The organism is Enterobacter cloacae complex sp. SHL022 (genome assembly GCF_049237785.1).
GTDB lineage: Bacteria > Pseudomonadota > Gammaproteobacteria > Enterobacterales > Enterobacteriaceae > Enterobacter > Enterobacter hormaechei_C.
Genome location: NZ_JBMKJH010000001.1, coordinates 457,327 through 479,586, shown reverse-complemented (window position 1 = coordinate 479,586; position 22,260 = coordinate 457,327). Strand labels below are relative to the sequence as shown.

The 22,260-nt window shown below is 49.4% G+C and carries 18 protein-coding genes; all 18 read left to right on the top strand.

What is annotated here, in order from left to right; all coding sequences use genetic code 11:
* Positions 1–5 precede the first annotated feature (5 nt).
* The 18 genes from gmd to gndA all read left to right on the top strand — a co-directional run bounded on the left by gmd (position 6) and on the right by gndA (position 22,227).
* Positions 6–1,127, top strand: coding sequence for a GDP-mannose 4,6-dehydratase (gmd, locus tag ACOTZD_RS02315; protein WP_003863514.1), 1,122 nt, complete (start codon positions 6–8; stop codon positions 1,125–1,127).
* Between the two features lie 2 nt (positions 1,128–1,129).
* On the top strand, positions 1,130–2,095 hold the full coding sequence (gene fcl, locus ACOTZD_RS02310; protein WP_015572377.1) for a GDP-L-fucose synthase: 966 nt from the start codon (positions 1,130–1,132) through the stop codon (positions 2,093–2,095).
* A gap of 2 nt (positions 2,096–2,097) precedes the next feature.
* The gene (locus tag ACOTZD_RS02305; protein ID WP_003863519.1) at positions 2,098–2,577 is read left to right on the top strand and encodes a GDP-mannose mannosyl hydrolase; all 480 of its coding nucleotides are present in this window, start codon (positions 2,098–2,100) and stop codon (positions 2,575–2,577) included.
* Entirely contained in the window at positions 2,574–3,797 is a 1,224-nt protein-coding gene (gene wcaI, locus ACOTZD_RS02300) for a colanic acid biosynthesis fucosyltransferase WcaI (RefSeq protein WP_023314469.1), read from the top strand. Before ACOTZD_RS02305 ends, wcaI begins: the two co-directional genes overlap by 4 nt.
* A 3-nt stretch (positions 3,798–3,800) precedes the next feature.
* On the top strand, positions 3,801–5,237 hold the full coding sequence (gene cpsB, locus ACOTZD_RS02295) for a mannose-1-phosphate guanyltransferase (RefSeq protein WP_003863522.1): 1,437 nt from the start codon (positions 3,801–3,803) through the stop codon (positions 5,235–5,237).
* A gap of 109 nt (positions 5,238–5,346) precedes the next feature.
* Positions 5,347–6,717, top strand: a complete 1,371-nt coding sequence (gene cpsG, locus ACOTZD_RS02290; protein ID WP_174402447.1) for a colanic acid biosynthesis phosphomannomutase CpsG — start codon at positions 5,347–5,349, stop codon at positions 6,715–6,717.
* Between the two features lie 128 nt (positions 6,718–6,845).
* The gene (gene wcaJ / locus ACOTZD_RS02285; RefSeq protein ID WP_003863525.1) at positions 6,846–8,240 is read left to right on the top strand and encodes an undecaprenyl-phosphate glucose phosphotransferase; all 1,395 of its coding nucleotides are present in this window, start codon (positions 6,846–6,848) and stop codon (positions 8,238–8,240) included.
* 1 nt (position 8,241) lies between these two features.
* The gene (wzxC, locus tag ACOTZD_RS02280) at positions 8,242–9,720 is read left to right on the top strand and encodes a colanic acid undecaprenyl disphosphate flippase WzxC (protein WP_003863527.1); all 1,479 of its coding nucleotides are present in this window, start codon (positions 8,242–8,244) and stop codon (positions 9,718–9,720) included.
* Between the two features lie 15 nt (positions 9,721–9,735).
* The gene (wcaK, locus tag ACOTZD_RS02275) at positions 9,736–11,016 is read left to right on the top strand and encodes a colanic acid biosynthesis pyruvyl transferase WcaK (protein WP_022648628.1); all 1,281 of its coding nucleotides are present in this window, start codon (positions 9,736–9,738) and stop codon (positions 11,014–11,016) included.
* Positions 11,013–12,233: a colanic acid biosynthesis glycosyltransferase WcaL gene (gene wcaL / locus ACOTZD_RS02270; protein ID WP_174402448.1), complete on the top strand. Its 1,221-nt coding sequence runs from the start codon at positions 11,013–11,015 to the stop codon at positions 12,231–12,233. Before wcaK ends, wcaL begins: the two co-directional genes overlap by 4 nt.
* 12 nt (positions 12,234–12,245) lie before the next feature.
* On the top strand, positions 12,246–13,637 hold the full coding sequence (gene wcaM, locus ACOTZD_RS02265; protein WP_174402449.1) for a colanic acid biosynthesis protein WcaM: 1,392 nt from the start codon (positions 12,246–12,248) through the stop codon (positions 13,635–13,637).
* A gap of 174 nt (positions 13,638–13,811) precedes the next feature.
* Positions 13,812–14,699 (top strand): UTP--glucose-1-phosphate uridylyltransferase GalF, encoded by an 888-nt coding sequence (galF, locus tag ACOTZD_RS02260; RefSeq protein ID WP_174402450.1) that lies wholly within the window; start codon positions 13,812–13,814, stop codon positions 14,697–14,699.
* Between the two features lie 153 nt (positions 14,700–14,852).
* Positions 14,853–15,488 carry an HAD family hydrolase gene (locus ACOTZD_RS02255; RefSeq protein ID WP_063979045.1) on the top strand — a complete coding sequence of 212 codons (636 nt, stop codon included), beginning with the start codon at positions 14,853–14,855 and terminating at the stop codon, positions 15,486–15,488.
* Positions 15,489–16,293: 805 nt separating this feature from the next.
* On the top strand, positions 16,294–17,598 hold the full coding sequence (locus ACOTZD_RS02250) for an O-antigen polymerase (protein ID WP_074182843.1): 1,305 nt from the start codon (positions 16,294–16,296) through the stop codon (positions 17,596–17,598).
* A gap of 1 nt (position 17,599) precedes the next feature.
* A complete protein-coding gene (locus ACOTZD_RS02245; RefSeq protein WP_063979047.1) occupies positions 17,600–18,808 on the top strand; it encodes a hypothetical protein in 1,209 nt (402 codons plus the stop codon).
* The gene (locus ACOTZD_RS02240) at positions 18,801–19,892 is read left to right on the top strand and encodes a glycosyltransferase (protein WP_063979048.1); all 1,092 of its coding nucleotides are present in this window, start codon (positions 18,801–18,803) and stop codon (positions 19,890–19,892) included. The genes ACOTZD_RS02245 and ACOTZD_RS02240 overlap by 8 nt, the downstream gene beginning before the upstream one ends.
* Positions 19,867–20,706, top strand: coding sequence for a glycosyltransferase (locus ACOTZD_RS02235; protein ID WP_063979049.1), 840 nt, complete (start codon positions 19,867–19,869; stop codon positions 20,704–20,706). The genes ACOTZD_RS02240 and ACOTZD_RS02235 overlap by 26 nt, the downstream gene beginning before the upstream one ends.
* A 114-nt stretch (positions 20,707–20,820) precedes the next feature.
* Positions 20,821–22,227: an NADP-dependent phosphogluconate dehydrogenase gene (gene gndA / locus ACOTZD_RS02230; protein WP_006811221.1), complete on the top strand. Its 1,407-nt coding sequence runs from the start codon at positions 20,821–20,823 to the stop codon at positions 22,225–22,227.
* Positions 22,228–22,260: the final 33 nt, after the last annotated feature.

Here is a 22,260-nt window from a genome sequence, read left to right as displayed (position 1 = left end):
TAAACATGTCTAAAGTCGCTCTCATCACCGGCGTTACCGGGCAGGATGGTTCTTACCTGGCAGAGTTACTGCTGGAAAAAGGGTATGAAGTTCACGGTATTAAGCGTCGTGCCTCTTCATTTAATACCGAGCGTGTCGATCATATCTACCAGGATCCTCACGCGGCGAACCCGAAATTCCACCTGCATTACGGCGACCTGACCGATACCTCCAACCTGACCCGCATCCTGCAAGAAGTACAGCCGGATGAAGTCTACAACCTGGGCGCGATGAGCCACGTTGCGGTCTCCTTCGAATCCCCGGAATACACCGCTGACGTGGACGCCATGGGTACGCTGCGTCTGCTGGAAGCGATTCGCTTCCTGGGTCTTGAGAAGAAAACTCGCTTCTACCAGGCATCTACCTCTGAGCTGTACGGCCTGGTGCAGGAAATTCCGCAGAAAGAGACCACGCCGTTCTACCCGCGTTCTCCGTACGCTGTGGCGAAACTGTACGCCTACTGGATCACCGTGAACTACCGTGAATCCTACGGCATGTACGCCTGTAACGGCATTCTGTTCAACCACGAATCTCCACGTCGCGGCGAAACCTTCGTGACCCGCAAAATCACCCGCGCGATCGCTAACATCGCTCAGGGCCTGGAGTCTTGCCTGCACCTCGGCAACATGGATTCCCTGCGTGACTGGGGCCATGCGAAAGACTACGTCAAAATGCAGTGGATGATGTTGCAGCAGGAGCAGCCAGAAGACTTCGTGATTGCGACCGGCGTGCAGTACTCCGTACGTCAGTTCGTTGAGATGGCTGCGGCACAGCTGGGCATCAAGCTGCGCTTCGAAGGCACCGGCGTGGAAGAGAAGGGTATCGTTGTTTCCGTGACCGGCCATGACGCACCGGGCGTGAAGCCAGGCGACGTGATTGTCCAGGTTGATCCGCGTTACTTCCGTCCTGCTGAAGTGGAAACCCTGCTGGGCGACCCAACCAAAGCGCACGAGAAGCTGGGCTGGAAACCAGAAACCACCCTGCAAGAAATGGTATCCGAGATGGTGGCCAAAGATCTTGAAGCAGCGAAAAAACACTCCCTGCTCAAGTCTCATGGCTACGAGGTTGCCATCGCGCTGGAGTCCTGAGAATGACAAAACAACGTATTTTTGTCGCCGGTCATCGCGGAATGGTGGGTTCCGCGATTGTTCGCCAGCTGGAACAGCGCGGTGACGTGGAGGTGATTGTTCGCACCCGCGACGAGCTGAACCTGCTTGACAGCAAAGCGGTGCAGGACTTCTTCGCCAGCGAACGTATCGACCAGGTGTATCTGGCGGCGGCGAAGGTGGGCGGCATTGTCGCTAACAATACCTACCCGGCGGATTTCATCTACGAGAACATGATGATTGAGAGCAACATCATTCACGCGGCGCATCTGCACAACGTGAATAAGCTGCTGTTCCTCGGCTCATCCTGTATCTACCCGAAAATGGCGAAGCAGCCGATCGCCGAGAGCGAACTGTTGCAGGGCACGCTTGAAGCCACCAACGAGCCGTATGCGATTGCCAAAATTGCCGGGATCAAGCTGTGTGAATCCTACAACCGTCAGTATAACCGCGACTATCGCTCGGTGATGCCGACCAACCTGTACGGACCGCACGACAACTTCCACCCGAGCAATTCCCACGTGATCCCGGCGCTGCTGCGTCGTTTCCACGAGGCGACTGCCGAAAACGCCCCGGACGTGGTCGTGTGGGGCAGCGGTACGCCAATGCGTGAGTTCCTGCACGTGGACGATATGGCGGCGGCCAGCATTCACGTCATGGAGCTGGATCGCGAAGTGTGGCAGGAAAACACCGAGCCGATGCTGTCGCACATTAACGTCGGGACCGGCGTGGACTGCACCATTCGCGAGCTGGCGCAGACCATCGCGCAGGTGGTGGGTTACAAAGGACGCGTGGTGTTTGACGCCACCAAACCGGACGGCACGCCGCGCAAGCTGCTGGACGTGACCCGTCTGCATCAGCTGGGCTGGTATCACGAGGTCTCACTGGAGCAGGGGCTGGCCAGCACCTACCAGTGGTTCCTGGAAAACCAGCACCGCTTCCGGGGGTAATGATGTTTTTAAGTCAGGAAGATTTTGCCACGGTAGTGCGTTCCACTCCGCTGATCTCAATTGATTTGATCGTGGAGAACGAACGCGGCGAGTTCTTGCTGGGGAAACGAACCAATCGTCCTGCACAGGGCTTCTGGTTCGTGCCCGGCGGGCGCGTGCAGAAGGATGAGACGCTTACCGATGCGTTTGAGCGTCTCACTCTGGCGGAACTGGGCCTGCAACTGCCGATGGCAGCGGGCCAGTTTTACGGGGTCTGGCAGCACTTCTATGACGATAACTTTTCAGGCACCGGGTTCACCACGCACTACGTCGTGCTGGGGTTCCGCCTGAAGGTGAGTGAGGCAGACCTGCGTCTGCCTGATTCTCAGCATGACGATTACCGCTGGTTAACGCCAGAGGCGCTGCTGGCAAGCGACAACGTCCATGACAACAGTCGGGCGTACTTCCTTGCGGAACGTCAGGCCGAGGTGCCAGGTCTATGAAAATCCTCGTCTACGGAATTAACTACTCGCCGGAGCTTACCGGTATCGGGAAATACACCGGCGAGATGGTCGAGTGGATGGCGAGCCAGGGACATGACGTGCGGGTGATTACTGCCCCGCCGTATTACCCGGAGTGGAAGGTAGGCGAACGCTATTCCAGCTGGCGCTACCGCCGCGAAGAGGGCGCCGCGACCGTCTGGCGCTGCCCGCTCTACGTGCCGAAACAGCCCTCGACGCTGAAACGTTTAATTCATCTGGGCAGCTTTGCCCTGAGCAGTTTCTTCCCGCTGATGGCGCAGCGTCGCTGGAAGCCGGATCGCATCATCGGCGTGGTGCCGACGCTGTTCTGCACGCCAGGCATGCGCCTGCTGGGAAAACTCTCCGGCGCGCGCACCCTGCTGCACATTCAGGATTATGAAGTGGACGCCATGCTCGGGCTGGGTATGGCCGGGAAAGGCAAGGGCGGCAAGGTGGCGAAGCTCGCCAGCGCCTTTGAGCGCAGCGGCCTGCACAACGTGGATTACGTCTCGACCATCTCGCGCTCGATGATGAACAAGGCGCAGGAGAAGGGCGTCCCGGCGGAAAAAGTGATCTTCTTTCCGAACTGGTCCGAAGTGGCGCGCTTCCGCGATGTGACAGACCAGGATGCGCAGGCGTTACGCGCGCAGCTCGGGTTGCCTGCTGAGCAAAAAATCATTCTTTACTCAGGCAACATCGGCGAAAAACAGGGGCTGGAGAGCGTGATTGACGCCGCGCTTCAGCTGAGCGAACACCCGTGGATGTTCGTGATAGTCGGGCAGGGCGGGGGTAAAGCGCGGCTGGAAAAAATGGCCAGCGAGCGCGGACTGACCAACATCCGCTTCTTCCCGCTTCAGACTTATGACGCGCTGCCCGCGCTGCTGAAAATGGCGGACTGCCATCTGGTGGTGCAAAAACGCGGCGCGGCGGATGCGGTGCTGCCGTCCAAGCTGACCAACATTCTGGCAGTGGGCGGAAACGCGGTGATTACGGCAGAAGCCGCAACAGAATTAGGCCAGCTGTGCAACAGCTACCCGGGCATTGCCGTTTGCGTGGAGCCTGAATCGGTTCCTGCGCTGGTGACCGGAATTGAGCAGGCACTCGCCATGCCAAAAGAGAACACGGTGGCACGTGAATATGCCGAACGCACGCTCGAGAAAGAGAACGTGCTGAGCCAATTTATTGCAGATATACGGGGATAAATCATGAGTCAAACCACTTTGTATCCGGTCGTAATGGCGGGTGGATCCGGGAGCCGGTTGTGGCCACTGTCCCGCGTGCTTTATCCAAAACAATTTCTGTGCCTGAAAGGCGACCTCACCATGCTGCAAACGACGGTTAACCGTCTGCACGGCGTGGAGTGTGAAAGCCCGGTGGTGATCTGTAACGAGCAGCACCGCTTTATCGTTGCGGAGCAGCTGCGCCAGCTGAACAAACTGACCGAAAATATCATTCTGGAGCCTGCCGGACGCAATACGGCGCCTGCCATTGCCCTTGCGGCGCTGGCGGCAAAACGCAGCAGCCCGGACTGCGACCCGCTGATGCTGGTGCTGGCGGCTGACCACGTCATCCAGCAGGAAGAGGCCTTCCGCGACGCGGTACGCGCCGCGATTCCTTACGCTGAGAACGGCAAGCTGGTGACCTTCGGCATCGTGCCGGATCTCCCGGAAACCGGCTATGGCTACATTCGCCGCGGCAGCGTTACTCCTGGTGAAGGCGACAGCGTGGCCTTTGACGTGGCGCAGTTTGTCGAAAAACCGAATCTGGAAACCGCGCAGGCGTATGTCGCCAGCGGTGAATACTACTGGAACAGCGGTATGTTCCTGTTCCGCGCCGGTCGCTACCTGGAAGAGCTGGAAAAATACCGTCCGGATATCTTAAGCGCCTGCGAAAAAGCGATGGCGGTGGTGGATCCGGATCTCGATTTTATTCGCGTGGACGAAGAAGCCTTCCTCGCCTGTCCGGAAGAGTCCATTGACTATGCGGTGATGGAACGTACGGCAGATGCGGTAGTGGTACCGATGGATGCGGGCTGGAGCGACGTCGGCTCCTGGTCGTCACTGTGGGAGATCAGCGCGCATACCCCGGAGGGTAACGTCCATCACGGGGATGTGATCAGCCACAAAACGGAAAACAGCTACGTCTACGCCGAATCTGGCCTTGTCACTACGGTAGGGGTGAAGGATCTGGTGGTCGTGCAGACCAAAGACGCGGTGCTGATTGCCGACCGTAATGCCGTGCAGGACGTTAAAAAAGTGGTGGAGAAGATCAAGGCCGATGGCCGTCACGAACACCATATTCACCGTGAAGTCTACCGCCCGTGGGGCAAATATGACTCCATCGACGCTGGCGAGCGTTATCAGGTGAAACGCATCACCGTGAAGCCGGGAGAAGGGCTGTCGGTGCAGATGCACCATCACCGCGCCGAACACTGGGTGGTGGTGGCAGGGACCGCCAAAGTGACCATCGACGGTGAAGTGAAGCTGCTCGGTGAAAACGAGTCCATTTATATTCCGCTGGGCGCCACGCACTGTCTGGAAAACCCGGGGAAAATTCCGCTCGACTTAATTGAGGTGCGTTCCGGCTCCTATCTGGAAGAGGACGACATCATCCGCTTCCAGGATCGCTACGGGCGCGTGTAGCACTCCGCATCATGCCCGGTGGCGCTGCGCTTACCGGGCCTACGAATGAAAAAAATAAATTTGGCCATTACATGGTCAGGGCCAACTGTTGCCTGAAAAAGGGGTCATCATGGAAAAATTAACCTGTTTTAAAGCCTACGATATTCGCGGCAAGCTGGGCGAAGAGCTGAACGAAGACATTGCGTGGCGCATCGGCCGCGCGTACGGCGAATACCTCAAACCACAAACTATCGTGCTGGGCGGCGACGTGCGCCTGACAAGCGAATCCCTGAAGCTGGCGCTGGCGAAAGGGCTACAGGACGCGGGCGTCGATGTGCTGGACATCGGTCTTTCCGGTACCGAAGAGATCTATTTTGCCACCTTCCACCTGGGCGTGGATGGCGGTATCGAAGTGACCGCCAGCCATAACCCGATGGACTACAACGGCATGAAGCTGGTGCGCAAGGGCGCGCGTCCTATCAGCGGCGACACCGGTCTGCGTGACGTGCAGCGTCTGGCCGAGGCCAACGACTTCCCGCCGGTGAACGAAGCGAAGCGCGGCAGCTATAAGCAGATTAACCTGCAAAAAGAGTACATCGACCACCTGCTGGGCTACATCAACGTGGCGAACCTCAAACCGCTGAAGCTGGTGATTAACTCCGGCAACGGCGCGGCAGGCCCGATTGTCGATGCACTTGAAGCCCGCTTTAAGGCGCTGAACGTGCCGGTGACCTTCGTCAAAGTGCACAACACGCCAGACGGCAACTTCCCGAACGGTATTCCTAACCCGCTGCTGCCGGAGTGCCGCGACGATACCCGCAACGCGGTGATTGAGCACGGCGCCGATATGGGTATCGCCTTTGACGGCGACTTCGACCGCTGCTTCCTGTTCGATGAGAAAGGGCAGTTTATCGAAGGCTACTACATCGTTGGCCTGCTGGCGGAAGCGTTCCTCGAGAAAAACCCGGGGGCGAAAATCATTCACGATCCGCGTCTTTCCTGGAACACCGTCGACGTGGTGAAGGCCGCGGGCGGCGAGCCGGTGATGTCCAAAACCGGCCACGCGTTTATCAAAGAGCGTATGCGTGAGGAAGACGCCATCTACGGCGGCGAGATGAGCGCCCACCACTATTTCCGTGATTTTGCCTACTGCGACAGCGGGATGATCCCGTGGCTGCTGGTGACCGAGCTGCTGTGCCTGAAAGGGCAGAGCCTGGGCGAACTGGTGCGCGACCGCATGGCGGCGTTCCCGTCCAGCGGTGAGATCAACAGCAAACTGGCACAGCCCGCTGAGGCCATTGCCCGCGTGGAACAGCACTTTGCCATTCATGCGCTGGAGATTGACCGTACCGACGGTATCAGCATGGCGTTCCCGCAGTGGCGCTTTAACCTGCGCTCGTCCAATACCGAGCCGGTGGTGCGCCTGAACGTGGAGTCCCGCGCCGATACCGCGCTGATGGAAGCCCGAACGAAGGACATTCTGGCGCTGTTGAATCAGTAAAAAGAAAACCTTACCCCTCACCCTAACCCTCTCCCCAAAGGGGAGAGGGAACTTGAACACCCTCTCCCCTTTGGGGAGAGGGCCGGGGTGAGGGGCGAGGGGTAAGGTTTAGAACTAAAGGAACAACGATGACAAATCTAAAAAAGCGCGAACGAGCGAGAACGAATGCATCGTTAATCTCTATGGTGCAGCGTTTTTCTGATATCACCATCATGGTCGGCGGACTGTGGGCGGTGTGTTGGGTCAGCGGGCAGTCGTTCTTATACATGCACTTGCTGATGGCGTTGATTGCGCTGGTGGTGTTTCAGATGATCGGCGGCATGACCGATTTCTATCGTTCATGGCGCGGCGTCAAAATGACCACCGAACTGATGCTGCTGCTCCAGAACTGGACCTTAAGCCTGATTTTCAGCGCAGGCCTGGTGGCGTTCAGCCATGATTTTGATAACCGTCTTGTGACCTATCTCTGCTGGTATCTGTTAACCAGCATTGGCATGGTGGTCTGCCGCTCGCTGATCCGCTTTGGCGCGGGCTGGCTGCGCAACCGCGGGTATAACCGTCGCTTCGTTGCCGTGGCGGGCGATCTGCCGGTGGGGCAGGTGTTGCTCGACAGCTTCCGCAAAGAGCCGTGGTTAGGTTTTGAAGTGGTCGGGATTTATCACGACGCGAAGCCCGGCGGCGTGCCGTCCGACTGGGCTGGTAACTACGAACAGCTTATTGACGATGCGAAAGCCGGCAAAATTCATAACGTCTACATCGCCATGCAGATGAAAGATGAATCCCGCATCAAGAAACTGATGCGCGAGCTGGCGGATACCACCTGCTCGGTGATCCTCATCCCGGATGTCTTCACCTTCAATATTCTCCACTCCCGTATTGAAGAGGTGAACGGGGTACCGGTTGTTCCGCTGTACGACACGCCGCTGTCGGGGATTAACCGCGTGCTGAAGCGCGTGGAAGATATCGTGCTTTCGTCCCTGATCCTGCTGCTCATCTCCCCGGTGCTGTGCTGTATTGCGCTGGCGGTGAAGCTCAGCTCGCCGGGGCCGATCATCTTCCGTCAGACCCGCTACGGCATGGACGGTAAGCCGATCATGGTGTGGAAATTCCGCTCCATGAAGGTGATGGAGAACGACAAGGTGGTGACCCAGGCGACGCAGAACGATCCGCGCGTCACCCGCGTGGGCAACTTCCTGCGCCGTACCTCGCTCGATGAGCTGCCGCAGTTCATCAACGTGTTCACCGGCGGGATGTCCATCGTCGGGCCTCGTCCTCACGCCGTGGCCCATAACGAGCAGTACCGTACCCTGATTGAAGGCTACATGCTGCGCCATAAGGTGAAGCCGGGCATCACCGGCTGGGCGCAGATCAACGGCTGGCGCGGCGAGACCGACACGCTGGAAAAAATGGAAAAACGTATCGAGTTCGATCTGGAGTACATCCGCGAGTGGAGCCTCTGGTTCGATATCAAGATTGTTTTTCTGACCATTTTCAAAGGTTTCGTGAACAAAGCGGCGTACTAAAATGAGCTTACGAGAAAAAACCATCAGCGGCGCGAAATGGTCAGCCATGGCCACCATCGTCATCATTGGCCTCGGCCTGGTACAGATGACGGTGCTGGCGCGCATTATCGACAATCACCAGTTTGGTCTGCTGACCGTCTCGCTGGTGATTATCGCCCTGGCCGATACGCTGTCGGACTTTGGTATCGCCAACTCCATTATCCAGCGCAAAGAGATCAGCCATCTGGAGCTGACCACCCTCTACTGGCTGAACGTCGGGCTGGGTATCTTCGTTTTTGTGCTGGTGTTCCTGCTGAGCGATGTGATTGCCGGCGTGCTGCATAACCCGGACCTGGCGCCGCTGATGCGCACCCTGTCGTTCGCTTTCGTGGTGATCCCGCACGGGCAGCAGTTCCGCGCGCTGATGCAGAAAGAGCTGGAGTTCAACAAAATCGGCATGATTGAGACCAGCGCCGTGCTGGCGGGCTTTACCTTCACCGTGGTCAGCGCCCATTTCTGGCCGCTGGCGATGACCGCCATCCTCGGCTACCTCGTTAACTCTGCCGTGCGCACGCTGCTGTTCGGCTTCTTTGGCCGTAAGATTTATCGCCCGGGGCTGCATTTTTCGCTGGCGTCTGTTTCATCCAACCTGCGCTTCGGCGCGTGGCTGACGGCAGACAGCATTATCAACTACGTAAATACTAACCTCTCCACGCTGGTGCTGGCGCGCATTCTGGGCGCGAGCGTCGCGGGTGGCTACAACCTGGCGTATAACGTCGCGGTTGTCCCGCCGATGAAGCTCAACCCGATTATTACCCGCGTCCTGTTCCCGGCGTTCGCCAAAATTCAGGACGATACCGAAAAGCTGCGCGTGAACTTTTACAAGCTGCTCTCCGTGGTGGGGATCATCAACTTCCCGGTCCTGCTGGGGCTGATGGTGGTCGCCAGCAATTTCGTACCGCTGGTGTTTGGCGAGAAGTGGAACAGCATCATCCCAATCCTGCAACTGCTGTGCGTCGTGGGGCTGCTGCGCTCGGTGGGGAACCCGATTGGTTCTCTGCTGATGGCAAAGGCGCGCGTGGATATCAGCTTCAAGTTCAACGTGTTTAAAACCTTCCTGTTTATTCCGGCAATTATTGTGGGCGGGCACATGGCGGGTGCCATTGGCGTGACGCTCGGCTTCCTGCTGGTGCAAATCGTCAATACCGTGCTGAGCTACTTCGTGATGATCAAACCGGTGCTGGGCTCCAGCTACCGTCAGTACATCCTCAGCCTGTGGCTGCCGTTTTATCTCTCCTTGCCGACGCTTGCGGTGAGCTACGGCCTGGGCGTGGTGCTCAACGGACATCTGCCGCTGGCGGCGCTGCTTGCGGTGCAGGTCGCGGCAGGCGCGCTGGCGTTTGGCGTGATGATTGTGCTGTCACGCAATGCGCTGGTGGTCGAGATGAAGCGCCAGTTTTGCCGTAACGAAAAAATGAAAACGCTGCTTCGCGCAGGCTAATTTTACGAGGCCATTATGAAATTACTTATTCTTGGCAACCATACCTGCGGCAACCGTGGCGACAGCGCCATCCTGCGCGGTTTACTGGATGCAATTAACACCCTTAAGCCTGAGACAGAAGTGGATGTGATGAGCCGTTATCCGGTCAGCTCATCCTGGTTACTGAACCGCCCGGTGATGGGCGACCCGCTCTACAGCCAGATGAAACAGCACAACAACGCTGCGGGCGTGATGGGGCGCGTGAAGAAAGTGCTGCGTCGCCGCTATCAGCATCAGGTGCTGCTTTCTCGCGTAACCGACACCGGCAAGCTGCGCAACATTGCCATCGCGCAGGGCTTTACCGATTTCGTGCGTCTGCTGTCCGGCTATGACGCCATTATTCAGGTGGGCGGCTCGTTCTTCGTCGACCTGTACGGCGTGCCGCAGTTTGAACATGCGCTTTGCACCTTTATGGCGAAAAAGCCGCTGTTTATGATCGGCCACAGCGTCGGGCCGTTCCAGGATCCGCAGTTTAACCAGCTGGCGAACTATGTCTTCGGCCACTGCGACGCGCTGATCCTGCGTGAATCGGTCAGCCTCGACATGATGAAGCGCAGCGAAATCGACACCACCAAAGTGGAGCACGGTGTAGACACCGCCTGGCTGGTGGATCATCAGGATGACAGCTTCCAGGCCAGCTACGCGGTACAGCACTGGCTGGACGTGGCGGCAAAGCAGAAAACCGTCGCCATTACCCTGCGTGAACTTGCGCCGTTCGATAAACGCCTCGGCACGACCCAGGCGGCGTACGAGAAAGCCTTTGCCGAGGTGGTGAACCGCGTGCTGGACAGCGGTTACCAGGTGCTGGCGCTCTCCACCTGTACCGGTATCGACAGCTACAACAAAGATGACCGTATGGTGGCGCTCAACCTGCGCAACCTGGTGAACGATCCGTCCCGCTATCACGTGGTGATGGACGAGCTGAACGATCTGGAGATGGGCAAGCTGCTCTCCGCCTGCGACCTGACCGTGGGCACGCGTCTGCACTCGGCCATTATCTCGATGAACTTCGGCACGCCAGCCATCGCCATTAACTACGAACACAAGTCCGCGGGCATTATGCAGCAGCTCGGTATGCCGGAAATGGCCGTCGATATTCGTCATCTGCTGGACGGGTCGCTGGGTGCGATGGTAGGTGACACGCTCGGCCAGTTGCCTGCGATCAACGAACGTCTGGCGGTGGCGGTAAAAGCCGAACGCGAAAAAGGTATTGGCATGGTGAAATCCGTACTCGACCGCGTCCGGGAGGGGAAATGAAGGTTGGTTTCTTCTTACTGAAATTTCCGCTGTCGTCTGAAACTTTTGTGCTGAACCAAATCACCGCGTTTATCGATATGGGGTATGACGTGGAGATTATCGCCCTGCAAAAGGGCGATACGCAAAACACCCATGCGGCGTATACCCGGTATGGGCTGGAGGCAATAACCCGCTGGTTGCAGGACGAACCCGCCGGACGGATGAACAAACTGCGCCATCGCGCCAGCCAGACGCTGCGCGGCCTGCATCGCGCCTCGACGTGGCGGGCGCTGAATATGTCGCGCTATGGGGCGGAGGCCCGCAACCTGATCTTATCCGCCATTTGCGGGCAAACGGCCCAGCCGTACCGGGCCGATGTCTTTATCGCCCACTTTGGCCCGGCGGGCGTAACGGCGGCAAAACTGCGTGAGCTGGGGGTGATTGACGGCAAAATCGCAACCATTTTCCACGGTATCGACATCTCCAGCCGGGAAGTGCTGAACCACTACACGCCGGAATATCAGCAGCTGTTTCGCCGTGGCGACATGATGCTGCCGATAAGCAACCTGTGGGCCGGGCGCCTGAAAACCATGGGGTGCCCGAGCGAGAAAATCACCGTTTCACGCATGGGCGTGGACATGGAACGCTTCACCCAGCGACCGGTCAAGGTGCCGGGCAAGCCGCTGCAAATTATCTCTGTTGCCCGCCTGACTGAAAAGAAAGGGCTGCACGTAGCCATCGAAGCCTGTCGCCAGCTGAAGGCGCGCGGCGTGGACTTCCACTACCGCATCCTGGGTATCGGGCCGTGGGAGCGTCGCCTGCGCACGCTGATTGAACAGTATCAGCTGGAAGACGTGGTCGAGATGCCGGGCTTCAAGCCGAGCCACGAAGTGAAAGCCATGCTTGATGACGCGGATGTGTTCCTGCTGCCTTCCGTAACCGGCGCCGACGGCGATATGGAAGGCATTCCCGTGGCGCTGATGGAGGCGATGGCGGTCGGCATTCCGGTAGTCTCGACCCTGCACAGCGGGATCCCGGAGCTGATCACCTCTGAGCATTCCGGCTGGCTGGTCCCTGAAAACAATGCGCTGGCGCTGGCGGATCGTCTGGCCGCGTTCAGTGATATCGATCAGCAAACGCTGATCCCTGTGCTGCAAAATGCGCGGCAAAAAGTTGAAGCAGAATTCAATCAGCAGGTGATTAATCGCCAGTTAGCGAGCCTGCTGCAAACGCTGTAACGCTGAGGTTGTATGCTGAAAAAGATTACCCGACGCCGATTTGTCTCTTCTTTATCCGTCCTGGCTGCCATGCCGCTGCTGTCGCCCCGCGCTGCGCGGGCGGCGACCGGGAAGACGGTTTCTGTCGATCGCTACAACAATAACGACTGGATCGCCGCCTTTAAGCAGGCATTTACCGAGGGCGATACCGTTGTTGTTCCCGCCGGGTTAACCTGTGAAAACATCAATACCGGCATTTTCATTCCTGATGGCAAAACCCTGCTGATCCGCGGTGCGCTGAAGGGCAACGGCCGTGGGCGGTTTGTGCTCCAGGAAGGCTGCAAGGTCATTGGGGAAGGAGAGGGGCGCACGCATAACATTACGCTGGACGTGCGTGGCTCCGACTGTGTCATTAAAGGGCTGGCGATGAGCGGCTTCGGCCCCGTCACCCAGATCTACATTGGCGGTAAAAAGCCGAGAGTGATGCGTAACCTGCTTATCGATCGCATTGCCGTGAGCCAGGCCAACTACGCCATTCTGCGCCAGGGTTTCCATAATCAGGTGGATGGTGCGCGCATTACCAACAGCAAATTCAGTCATTTGCAGGGTGACGCGATTGAGTGGAACGTGGCGATTAACGACCGTAACATCCTGATCTCTGACCACGTGATCGATAACATCAACTGCACAAACGGCAAGATCAACTGGGGCATAGGCATTGGGCTGGCTGGCAGCACGTACGACAATGACTATCCGGAACAGCAGACCGTTAAAAACTTCGTGGTGGCGAATATCACCGGCAGCAACTGTCGGCAGCTGGTGCATGTTGAAAACGGTAAACACTTTGTGATCCGTAATATCAAGGCCAGCAATATTACTCCCGACTTCAGTAAAAAGGCCGGAATTGATAACGCAACGGTAGCTATTTATGGTTGTGATAATTTCGTTATCGATAATATCGATATGGTGAACAGCGCCGGAATGTTAATCGGGTATGGCGTGATCAAGGGCGATTATCTGTCGATACCGCAAAACTTCAAACTTAACGATATTCGCCTGGATAACCGACAGCTTGCCTATAAGCTGCGCGGGATACAGATTTCCTCCGGCAATGCCACGTCGTTTGTTGCCATCACCAATGTCAACATGCAGCGGGCAACACTTGAGCTGCACAACAAGCCACAACATCTTTTCTTGCGTAATATCAACGTGATGCAGGAATCAGCGACGGGGCCAGCGCTTAAGATGAACTTCGACTTGCGCAAAGACGTGCGCGGGAAGTTTATGGCCAAAAAAGAGACGCTGTTGTCGCTTGCGAACATAAAAGCGGTTAATGAAAAGGGGCAGAGTTCGGTGGATATTGATCGGGTCGATCAACACGTGGTGAATACGGAACGGTTGAATTTTGCGCTGCCGCACAGGTAATCGCACAGACTATTTTGCGACTATTCCTGGAACAGAATCGCGATCTATTCAGATTACAACTACTGTAATTTGTGGTGGGGTGACCTAAGATTACTTCATATTTACGGCAAAACATGCTGGCGAAAACAGGTTTAAAAGCTATAATTCGTCAACCATTTTAAGGTGGAAGAAATAATGATTAATTTGAAAGCAGTCATACCGGTAGCGGGTCTGGGCATGCACATGTTGCCCGCCACAAAGGCCATTCCTAAAGAGATGCTGCCGATCGTTGACAAGCCGATGATTCAGTACATCGTCGACGAGATTGTTGCTGCGGGGATCAAAGAAATCGTTCTGGTGACGCACTCTTCGAAGAATGCCGTTGAGAACCACTTCGACACCTCTTATGAACTCGAAGCGCTGCTTGAGCAGCGCGTTAAGCGCCAGCTTCTGGCAGAAGTTCAGTCTATCTGTCCTCCTGGCGTGACCATCATGAACGTGCGTCAGGCGCAGCCGCTGGGTCTGGGCCACTCAATCCTCTGCGCGCGCCCGGTGGTGGGTGATAACCCATTCATCGTGGTTCTGCCGGACATCATTATTGATACCGCTTCCGCCGATCCGCTGCGTTACAACCTGGCGGCAATGGTTGCTCGCTTCAACGAGACGGGCCGCAGCCAGGTGCTGGCGAAACGTATGAATGGTGATCTCTCTGAGTACTCGGTTATTCAGACTAAAGATCCGCTGGAGACGGAAGGGCAGGTGAGCCGGATTGTTGAGTTTATCGAAAAACCCGATCAGCCGCAGACCCTGGACTCTGACCTGATGGCAGTCGGCCGTTATGTGCTGAATGCGGATATCTGGGCCGAACTGGAAAAAACTAAGCCGGGTGCTTGGGAGCGTATCCAGCTGACCGATGCGATTGCTGAGCTGGGGAAAAAGCAGTCGGTTGATGCCATGCTGATGACCGGCGACAGCTATGACTGTGGTAAGAAAATGGGGTATATGCAGGCGTTTGTGAACTATGGCCTGCGTAACCTGAAGGATGGACAAAAATTTAAAGACAGTATAATCAAAATGCTATAAAGTTTATACTTGTTATATTAATCATAACTGCTTGACATTACGGATAGCGAAATATGATATTTTGTTGTCTGTAATAATCTTAATTCGACGGTTTGCTAAGTTGAGTTTTTATGCTTCTTTAGCAAACTTAATTATTTACTGGCGTGTTAATCTATGCTAGGGGCGGTAGCGTTGTCAATTGATAAAACAGTTAAAAATTTACTTTTTCTCGATATTTGTGGAACAGTGACCAAAGAAAATACTACTCTTGGTTTTTTGCGAACTATCGGAATAAGAGCAAGTATGACTGAACGCATTATAGGTTCTATTCTTTGGCGGTATTTTTCTTATGATTATTTGCGACCTAAATTATTAAAACGATTGGCAGGAAAAAATCAAGCAGAACTATTGAGTTTATCTAATAACTATGTTGCCTCATTAGATTATATCAATGAGGTTATAGAAATTATAGACGATTACAAACTCAAAGGCTATAAGCTTGTAATTATATCTGCAACGATCGATACTATAGCAAATGCTATTGCAAAAAAATTCGATGCGGTTTTATGTTATTCTTCCGTTCTTGAGTATAGAGATGGCACATGTACTGGACGGCTGTCGCACGATCTTTTGGATAATAAGCTTAGTTATATTAAGCACCTTTTCCAACATAATACAGCGATTATCACTGACAATTATGGAGATTATGAGATTGTCGCGCATTGTGCTGAAGCTTTGGGCATAGCGCATTGTAAAAATGATGAGGTTTTTTGGGGTAAAAACAAAGTTAACTTTATTAGAGTCAAATAATATAATGCAAAATATTCAGAAAAAAATGTTTTATATCCCTTTTTTATATTTTATTAATACTCGATCCAAAAATATTGTAAAAAGCTTATCTTGGGTATGTATTTATATTATACCAATATTATTATTTTTGATGATATATAAGTTTGAATTCTTCTCGATTGCAGATTTTTATAAGTTTTTATTATCGTTAATACTAGTTTATACACTTTACGAGATCGGTTATATTTATAACGATACTGAAACTATAAAGCATGAAAAAAAACCAACCATAAGATTGAATAGCGAACAGTTTGTTTTCTATGAAACTAACAAAACAAATATTTATGCGTGTAGGTGCATATTAGCGGTTTTATTGACTGCAATTATTATTGTTATGGGAAGCCCTGTTCTGTTGGCTTTATTGCCTTGGGCAATAATATTTGTTTATACACTATATAACTATTTTCGAAGTAGAATAAACTTATTGTTACATTTCATATTGGTTGTATTACGTTATGGCTCACCATTGCTTATTGTTTTAGGATTCGATTCAAATGTTATTTTAATTACAATTTTTATTTTCCCGATGATTAATTTATTAGAACGATGCGGGGAAAAGAGATTTGATCCTGTTTTTTTTCAAAGTAAGTGGTTTAAGAAACATAATTATTTGAGGGTGTTCTATTATTTTATTTGTACTTTGATTGGTTCTTTGTGCTACCTATTATATGGCGGAGTTACATTAAGAACTTTTATGCTAATATCAATATATTACCTGCTATATCGCAGTTTATCTGCTGTGTATATTAATAAACAGGGCTAAGTAATGATATCTGTAATTAATGGGGTTGTTGTAGCATTAAATTCTTTATTAATATTTTTTTCGCTTTTGATATTATTAAAAGATTTTTTTGTTAATCCATCAGGGGTGTTAATGAATATATTCTCGTTTACACTTCTGTTTGGCGTGTTTTACTACGGTGTTCCGTTCCTTAATATCGAGTTTTTGTATTCATTTTTCGGATATTCTATTGAGCAAAACAGCATAATAATCGCAAAATTTTTTGCATTCTGGGCGCTTTGTATCTTTTTTTTGGTTTATATCCTCACTCGTCAAAAGCATTTAAAATATGAATATCATTTGGTTAATATTCCTAGAAAAGGAATTTATTATCCTGAAATTATTTGTTTGTTGATAATGAGTGTATCCATCTTTGTCACTTGTTTTGTTATTGAAAGTATTGGGGGCGAGCTTATTTATAATTTCAATAACAGAGTTGCTGCCCAGGCAATTTATGCAGAATATGAGGTTAAGTTTAAACTGCCAATTTTATTTTATTTAACTTTTGCATCGTATTTCATTTTATATATTCGTGGTTATACAGGCAGTTTATTCAAACGTTCATTGATCGTAGTTCCATTATTTGTATGCGTGCCAGAAGTACTATCGGGTGGAAGAGATTTACTTTTTTCTTTTGTGTTTTATTTCTGTGCAATATATGCATTAAAAAAGCCAAAGAGAAAAATACTGTTTATTTCAGTTCCGGCTATTTGTGTAGTTCTTTTTATGGTTGTAGCGAGGTATTATCTTACGAGAGATGAGAGTGATTTATCCTTATCTTATAATGTTTACAGTATGTTGGCAGAGTTTTATCATACTGCATTCACTACGGCTTTTATTATTAATAATAATGTAAATGATATTTCTAATGGCTATCTTTATGTTACCTATCCCTTGTTGAAGTTTTTTAATCCTCTTTTAAATTTGGCTGGGGATTATATCGTGCTACCATGGTATGCAGATAACGTATCGTCAGTAATTGGTCGTAATTTTGGTTTTGCGGGTAATATACTATCTGAGTTTTATTATTATTTTGGTTATATTGGCTCGTTATTATCGCCTATTATTATTGTATTTTTCTTTTATTTTCACAATAAAGCTAAGGCGAAATTTACTTTAACGGGATTAATAACATATCTAATAATATCAATTAATACAAGATTATTTTTCAGAGGAAGTTTCTGGGATAACTATACATCATTATTAATATGGGTTTTTATATATTTTATTTGCACAGGGCTATTATTTAATAAAAATAACATAGTTGTAGTGTCTCAAAGGATTAAATAAAATGAAAGGGTTGCTCGGTTTAGGTTTGCGCGCGAGTACTCTCGGCGGTAAAGTTCTGTTGATGCTGTATTTGACACATGCATATGGTGTTTCTGTAGTTGGAGCCTACGGTATTCTTGTTTCAATAATTAGTTTTTCTGTATATCTTTCTGGATTAGAATTATATTCACTACTATTGAAATCATACACAGGAACCCAGCGAGGTTCTTGTTTTGCATATACGAATCAGATGTTTTTTTCGTTATTTTCAAGCTTAATAGTGTCTTTTTCCGTTGTTATCTATATGCACCAATATTTTCCGTATAAAGGTGTTACTATATTTGCGATGTTGCTTACTGTTACGGAAGTATTATTGCAAGAATATCATAGGATATTATTAGCAAAGGGAAGAGCAACTATTGCGAATATTCTATTGTTTGTTAGAAATGGTGTATGGTGTTATTTTATATTAATTTTTTTATTTTATATAAAAGTCAGTGATGAAAAAATTGTAAGTTTTATTTCTTTTTGTTGGCTATGTGCTAATTTAATTGCGCTTTGTTTCGTTTTTCTCTATGCCAAGTATAATCTCATACTTTCTTTTACAAAGATAAGTTTTAAAATATTATATTTTCTGATTAGGAAATCTGTACCGATATTTATATCATCTATTTTTATTAGGGTTATAGTGTCACTTGATAAAGTGCTTTTGAGCCATTTCACTTCATTATCAATTGTAGGGGTGTATACCTTTTATACAAGTATTGGCAATGCATTACAGGCGTTATTGGATGCAGGTATGATTAGTTATAAATATAAAGAGATTTTGTTTGTGAGCCGACAGCGAAAAGCTGTGGAGTTTATGGTTTATATCAAAAAGCTCTATTTAACTTCGTTAATTTGTATGGCGTCTGTTTTTCTCGCCAGTTTGCTGTTTTTCACTATTTTTAATTACAATGATTATTATGAATACGCTTTTGCTTTATTGATTGTGTTGATATCATCAAGTTTACAATCTTTAGGAGCTCTTTTTAAACAGTATGCAATTATGAATTTTAGGAGTTCAATTCTCAAAGCAGGGTTATTATCATTTGCAGTATTTTTGATTGCGTGTGGCACTTATAAAGTATTACACCTTGGCCCTATTTATACAATCGCAATTAGCGTTTTGTTTGCTAGTTTTAGTTATATTTTATATTTGTGGAAATGGTTGAAAAAAACTAATGAGTAATACCAAAGATGTGTTTATAATGATAAATAGTCTCACCCAAGGTGGTGCAGAAAGAGTAGCATTAAGAATCAGTCATGGACTTTCAAAGGTTAGACATAATACAAGATTAGTTTCTGTTAGTAATGATATTTTTTATTCAAAAGAGACAACAAACATTAATGTGTTAAATCAGTCAATTAGAATAAATAAATTACAGAGGGTTATTAGTTTATACAAATTTTTTAGCAATAAGAAAAAATGTACTGCTATTTGTTTTTCCTTGGATTTAAGTTGTTACCTCATTTTATTACGAACACTAAAACTATACAATGGAAAGGTTATTTGCAGGTTTATTAATAATCCAGATTTTGAAGTAGGCAATACTTTTATTGGAAAAGTAAAGAAAAAAATCCTTTTTCACTTAATTTCTAAAGCTGATGCTATCATATGCCAGTCAGATGCTATGAAAGCGAAATTGTCTTCGTTTGTTGAAAATAATAATATGGTTAGGATTTATAACCCTATAAAAATTAATTTTGAGTTTAATGCTTTAACGTTACCTGATAAGAATTATAATAAAGACAAGCTTATAAAACTTCTATATGTTGGAAGATTTACACATCAGAAAAATATATTTGATATTATCAAGGTGGGACGTGAGCTAGAGAATAGAAAAGTTAATTTTCTATGGACGTTAATTGGTGATGGTGAGCTTTATAATGAGTTCGAGAGACAAGTCGATATAAATGGATTAAATCACCGATTTCACTTAACTGGAGCAGTTGACAATGTCAAGGATTTTTATTCCGAAGCGGATATGACTACATTAGTATCGCATTATGAAGGGTTACCTAATGTTTTATTAGAGTCTATCGCTTCAAATGTCCCTTGTATTAGTTATGACTGTCCGACTGGCCCTTCAGAAATCATAATTGATGGCGAAAATGGTGCACTAGTGAAAATGTATGATATTGATGCTTTTACAGATGCAATTATTGACATATATCACAAAGAAATGAAGGGTACTAACATTGCACTTACGTTAAATAAATTCAAGTACGAAAAGATAATACAAGAATATGACAACCTCATCAACAGTCTTTAACGAATTAAAATTTAGTATATTGATGTCAGTTTATATTAAGGAGACTTATGATAATTTTACAGCGTGCTATAAAAGTATAATTGATAATTCTTTATTGCCCGATCAGATTGTTATTGTACTGGACGGGCCTGTAAATCGTGAAATTCTTGGCTTTATCGAATGCGAAATAAATAAGGGTATCCCGATAACACTTGTTAAATCAGATCATAACCTAGGTTTAGGCTCGGCTTTGAACCTCGGATTAGAGTTTTGCCGGAACGAGTGGGTTTTTAGAATGGATACGGATGACATTTGCATCAATGATCGTTTTGAAAAGCAGGTAATGTTTATAAGAAATAATAAAGATGTTGTTTTAGTTGGTGGGCATATTGCAGAATTCGATGAAAATATGGAAGTGATGACAGGTATTAAATCAGTTCCTTTAACATACGACGATATAATTGGGTTTATTAAATACCGAAGTCCTTTCAATCATATGAGTGTTGCTTTCAGAAAAAGCGCAGTCATTTCAGTTGGTGGATATCAGCACCATCATTTTATGGAAGATTATAATCTCTGGCTAAGGATTGTTGCAGGTGATTTTAAAGTTGCTAACGTTAACGAGATCCTTGTTAACGTTAGAGGTGGGTCTGAAATGATTAAACGTAGGAAAGGCATAGCTTATATCAAAAGTGAGTGGCTTTTGATGAAGATGAAATATAGTTTAAAAATTTCTACATACTTCGAATCATTATATATTTTTATGATGCGTAGTATACCTCGGTTGCTTCCAACAAGTTTACTTAATGTGATTTATTCTTTTCTACGAAAGTAACCTAAACAAAAATATATTTGAATGTTGTTTTAGCAGTACATTTCGCATAAGATGTTTGTCAAATTTTTATTGGGCCATGCTTATAGTGGCGACCACACCTGACAGGAGTATGTAATGTCCAAGCAACAGATCGGCGTTGTCGGTATGGCAGTGATGGGGCGCAACCTGGCGCTCAACATCGAAAGCCGTGGTTATACCGTCTCCGTTTTCAACCGCTCCCGTGATAAGACCGAAGAAGTCATCGCTGAGAATCCAGGCAAAAAACTGGTTCCTTTCTATACGGTTAAAGAATTCGTTGAGTCTCTGGAAACACCTCGTCGTATCCTGTTAATGGTGAAAGCGGGCGCAGGTACCGATGCAGCTATCGATTCACTGAAACCGTATCTGGATAAAGGCGACATCATTATCGATGGCGGCAACACCTTCTTCCACGACACCATTCGTCGTAACCGTGAACTATCTGCTGAAGGCTTCAACTTCATTGGTACTGGCGTATCCGGCGGTGAAGAGGGCGCTCTGAAAGGTCCATCAATCATGCCTGGCGGTCAGAAAGAAGCGTACGAACTGGTTGCGCCAATCCTGACTAAAATCGCAGCCGTAGCTGAAGACGGCGAGCCGTGCGTGACCTATATCGGTCCTGATGGCGCTGGTCATTACGTGAAAATGGTTCACAACGGCATTGAATATGGCGACATGCAGCTAATTGCTGAAGCCTACTCTCTGCTGAAAGGCGGCCTGAACCTCTCCAACGAGGAGCTCGCAGAGACCTTCACCGAGTGGAACAAAGGCGAGCTGAACAGCTACCTTATCGACATCACCAAAGACATCTTCACCAAGAAAGATGAAGAGGGTAAATACCTGGTTGATGTGATTCTGGATGAAGCCGCTAACAAAGGCACCGGTAAATGGACCAGCCAGAGCTCTCTGGACCTGGGTGAGCCATTATCCCTGATCACCGAATCCGTATTTGCACGTTATATCTCTTCTCTGAAAGAGCAGCGCGTTGCGGCATCTAAGGTGCTGTCTGGTCCTCAGGCTAAACCCGCTGGTGACAAAGCTGAATTCGTTGAAAAAGTCCGTCGTGCACTGTACCTGGGTAAAATCGTCTCTTACGCGCAGGGCTTCTCTCAGCTGCGTGCAGCTTCAGACGAGAACAACTGGGATCTGAACTACGGTGAGATTGCGAAGATCTTCCGTGCCGGCTGTATCATTCGCGCCCAGTTCCTGCAAAAAATCACCGATGCCTATGCTGAAAATGCGGGTATCGCCAACCTTCTGCTGGCGCCTTACTTCAAGCAGATTGCTGACGAATATCAGCAGGCGCTGCGTGATGTTGTTGCGTACGCGGTGCAGAATGGTATCCCGGTTCCAACCTTCTCCGCTGCGGTGGCGTACTACGACAGCTATCGTGCTGCCGTTCTGCCAGCGAACCTGATTCAGGCACAGCGTGACTACTTCGGTGCGCATACCTATAAGCGTACGGATAAAGAAGGTGTGTTCCACACCGAATGGCTGGATTAATATACGGTTAGCCATGCCATCAAGCCCGGTAGC

Bases quoted from the DNA above. Each gene is read 5' to 3' on its own strand.
- ACOTZD_RS02240 (WP_063979048.1), top strand. From the start codon at position 18,801: ATGAGTAATACCAAAGATGTGTTTATAATGATAAATAGTCTCACCCAA.
- wcaK (WP_022648628.1), top strand. From the start codon at position 9,736: ATGAAATTACTTATTCTTGGCAACCATACCTGCGGCAACCGTGGCGAC.
- wcaL (WP_174402448.1), top strand. From the start codon at position 11,013: ATGAAGGTTGGTTTCTTCTTACTGAAATTTCCGCTGTCGTCTGAAACT.
- ACOTZD_RS02255 (WP_063979045.1), top strand. From the start codon at position 14,853: ATGCTAGGGGCGGTAGCGTTGTCAATTGATAAAACAGTTAAAAATTTA.
- ACOTZD_RS02235 (WP_063979049.1), top strand. From the start codon at position 19,867: ATGACAACCTCATCAACAGTCTTTAACGAATTAAAATTTAGTATATTG.
- wcaM (WP_174402449.1), top strand. From the start codon at position 12,246: ATGCTGAAAAAGATTACCCGACGCCGATTTGTCTCTTCTTTATCCGTC.
- ACOTZD_RS02305 (WP_003863519.1), top strand. From the start codon at position 2,098: ATGTTTTTAAGTCAGGAAGATTTTGCCACGGTAGTGCGTTCCACTCCG.
- galF (WP_174402450.1), top strand. From the start codon at position 13,812: ATGATTAATTTGAAAGCAGTCATACCGGTAGCGGGTCTGGGCATGCAC.
- fcl (WP_015572377.1), top strand. From the start codon at position 1,130: ATGACAAAACAACGTATTTTTGTCGCCGGTCATCGCGGAATGGTGGGT.
- wcaI (WP_023314469.1), top strand. From the start codon at position 2,574: ATGAAAATCCTCGTCTACGGAATTAACTACTCGCCGGAGCTTACCGGT.
- cpsB (WP_003863522.1), top strand. From the start codon at position 3,801: ATGAGTCAAACCACTTTGTATCCGGTCGTAATGGCGGGTGGATCCGGG.
- ACOTZD_RS02250 (WP_074182843.1), top strand. From the start codon at position 16,294: ATGATATCTGTAATTAATGGGGTTGTTGTAGCATTAAATTCTTTATTA.
- gmd (WP_003863514.1), top strand. From the start codon at position 6: ATGTCTAAAGTCGCTCTCATCACCGGCGTTACCGGGCAGGATGGTTCT.
- wcaJ (WP_003863525.1), top strand. From the start codon at position 6,846: ATGACAAATCTAAAAAAGCGCGAACGAGCGAGAACGAATGCATCGTTA.
- ACOTZD_RS02245 (WP_063979047.1), top strand. From the start codon at position 17,600: ATGAAAGGGTTGCTCGGTTTAGGTTTGCGCGCGAGTACTCTCGGCGGT.
- cpsG (WP_174402447.1), top strand. From the start codon at position 5,347: ATGGAAAAATTAACCTGTTTTAAAGCCTACGATATTCGCGGCAAGCTG.
- wzxC (WP_003863527.1), top strand. From the start codon at position 8,242: ATGAGCTTACGAGAAAAAACCATCAGCGGCGCGAAATGGTCAGCCATG.
- gndA (WP_006811221.1), top strand. From the start codon at position 20,821: ATGTCCAAGCAACAGATCGGCGTTGTCGGTATGGCAGTGATGGGGCGC.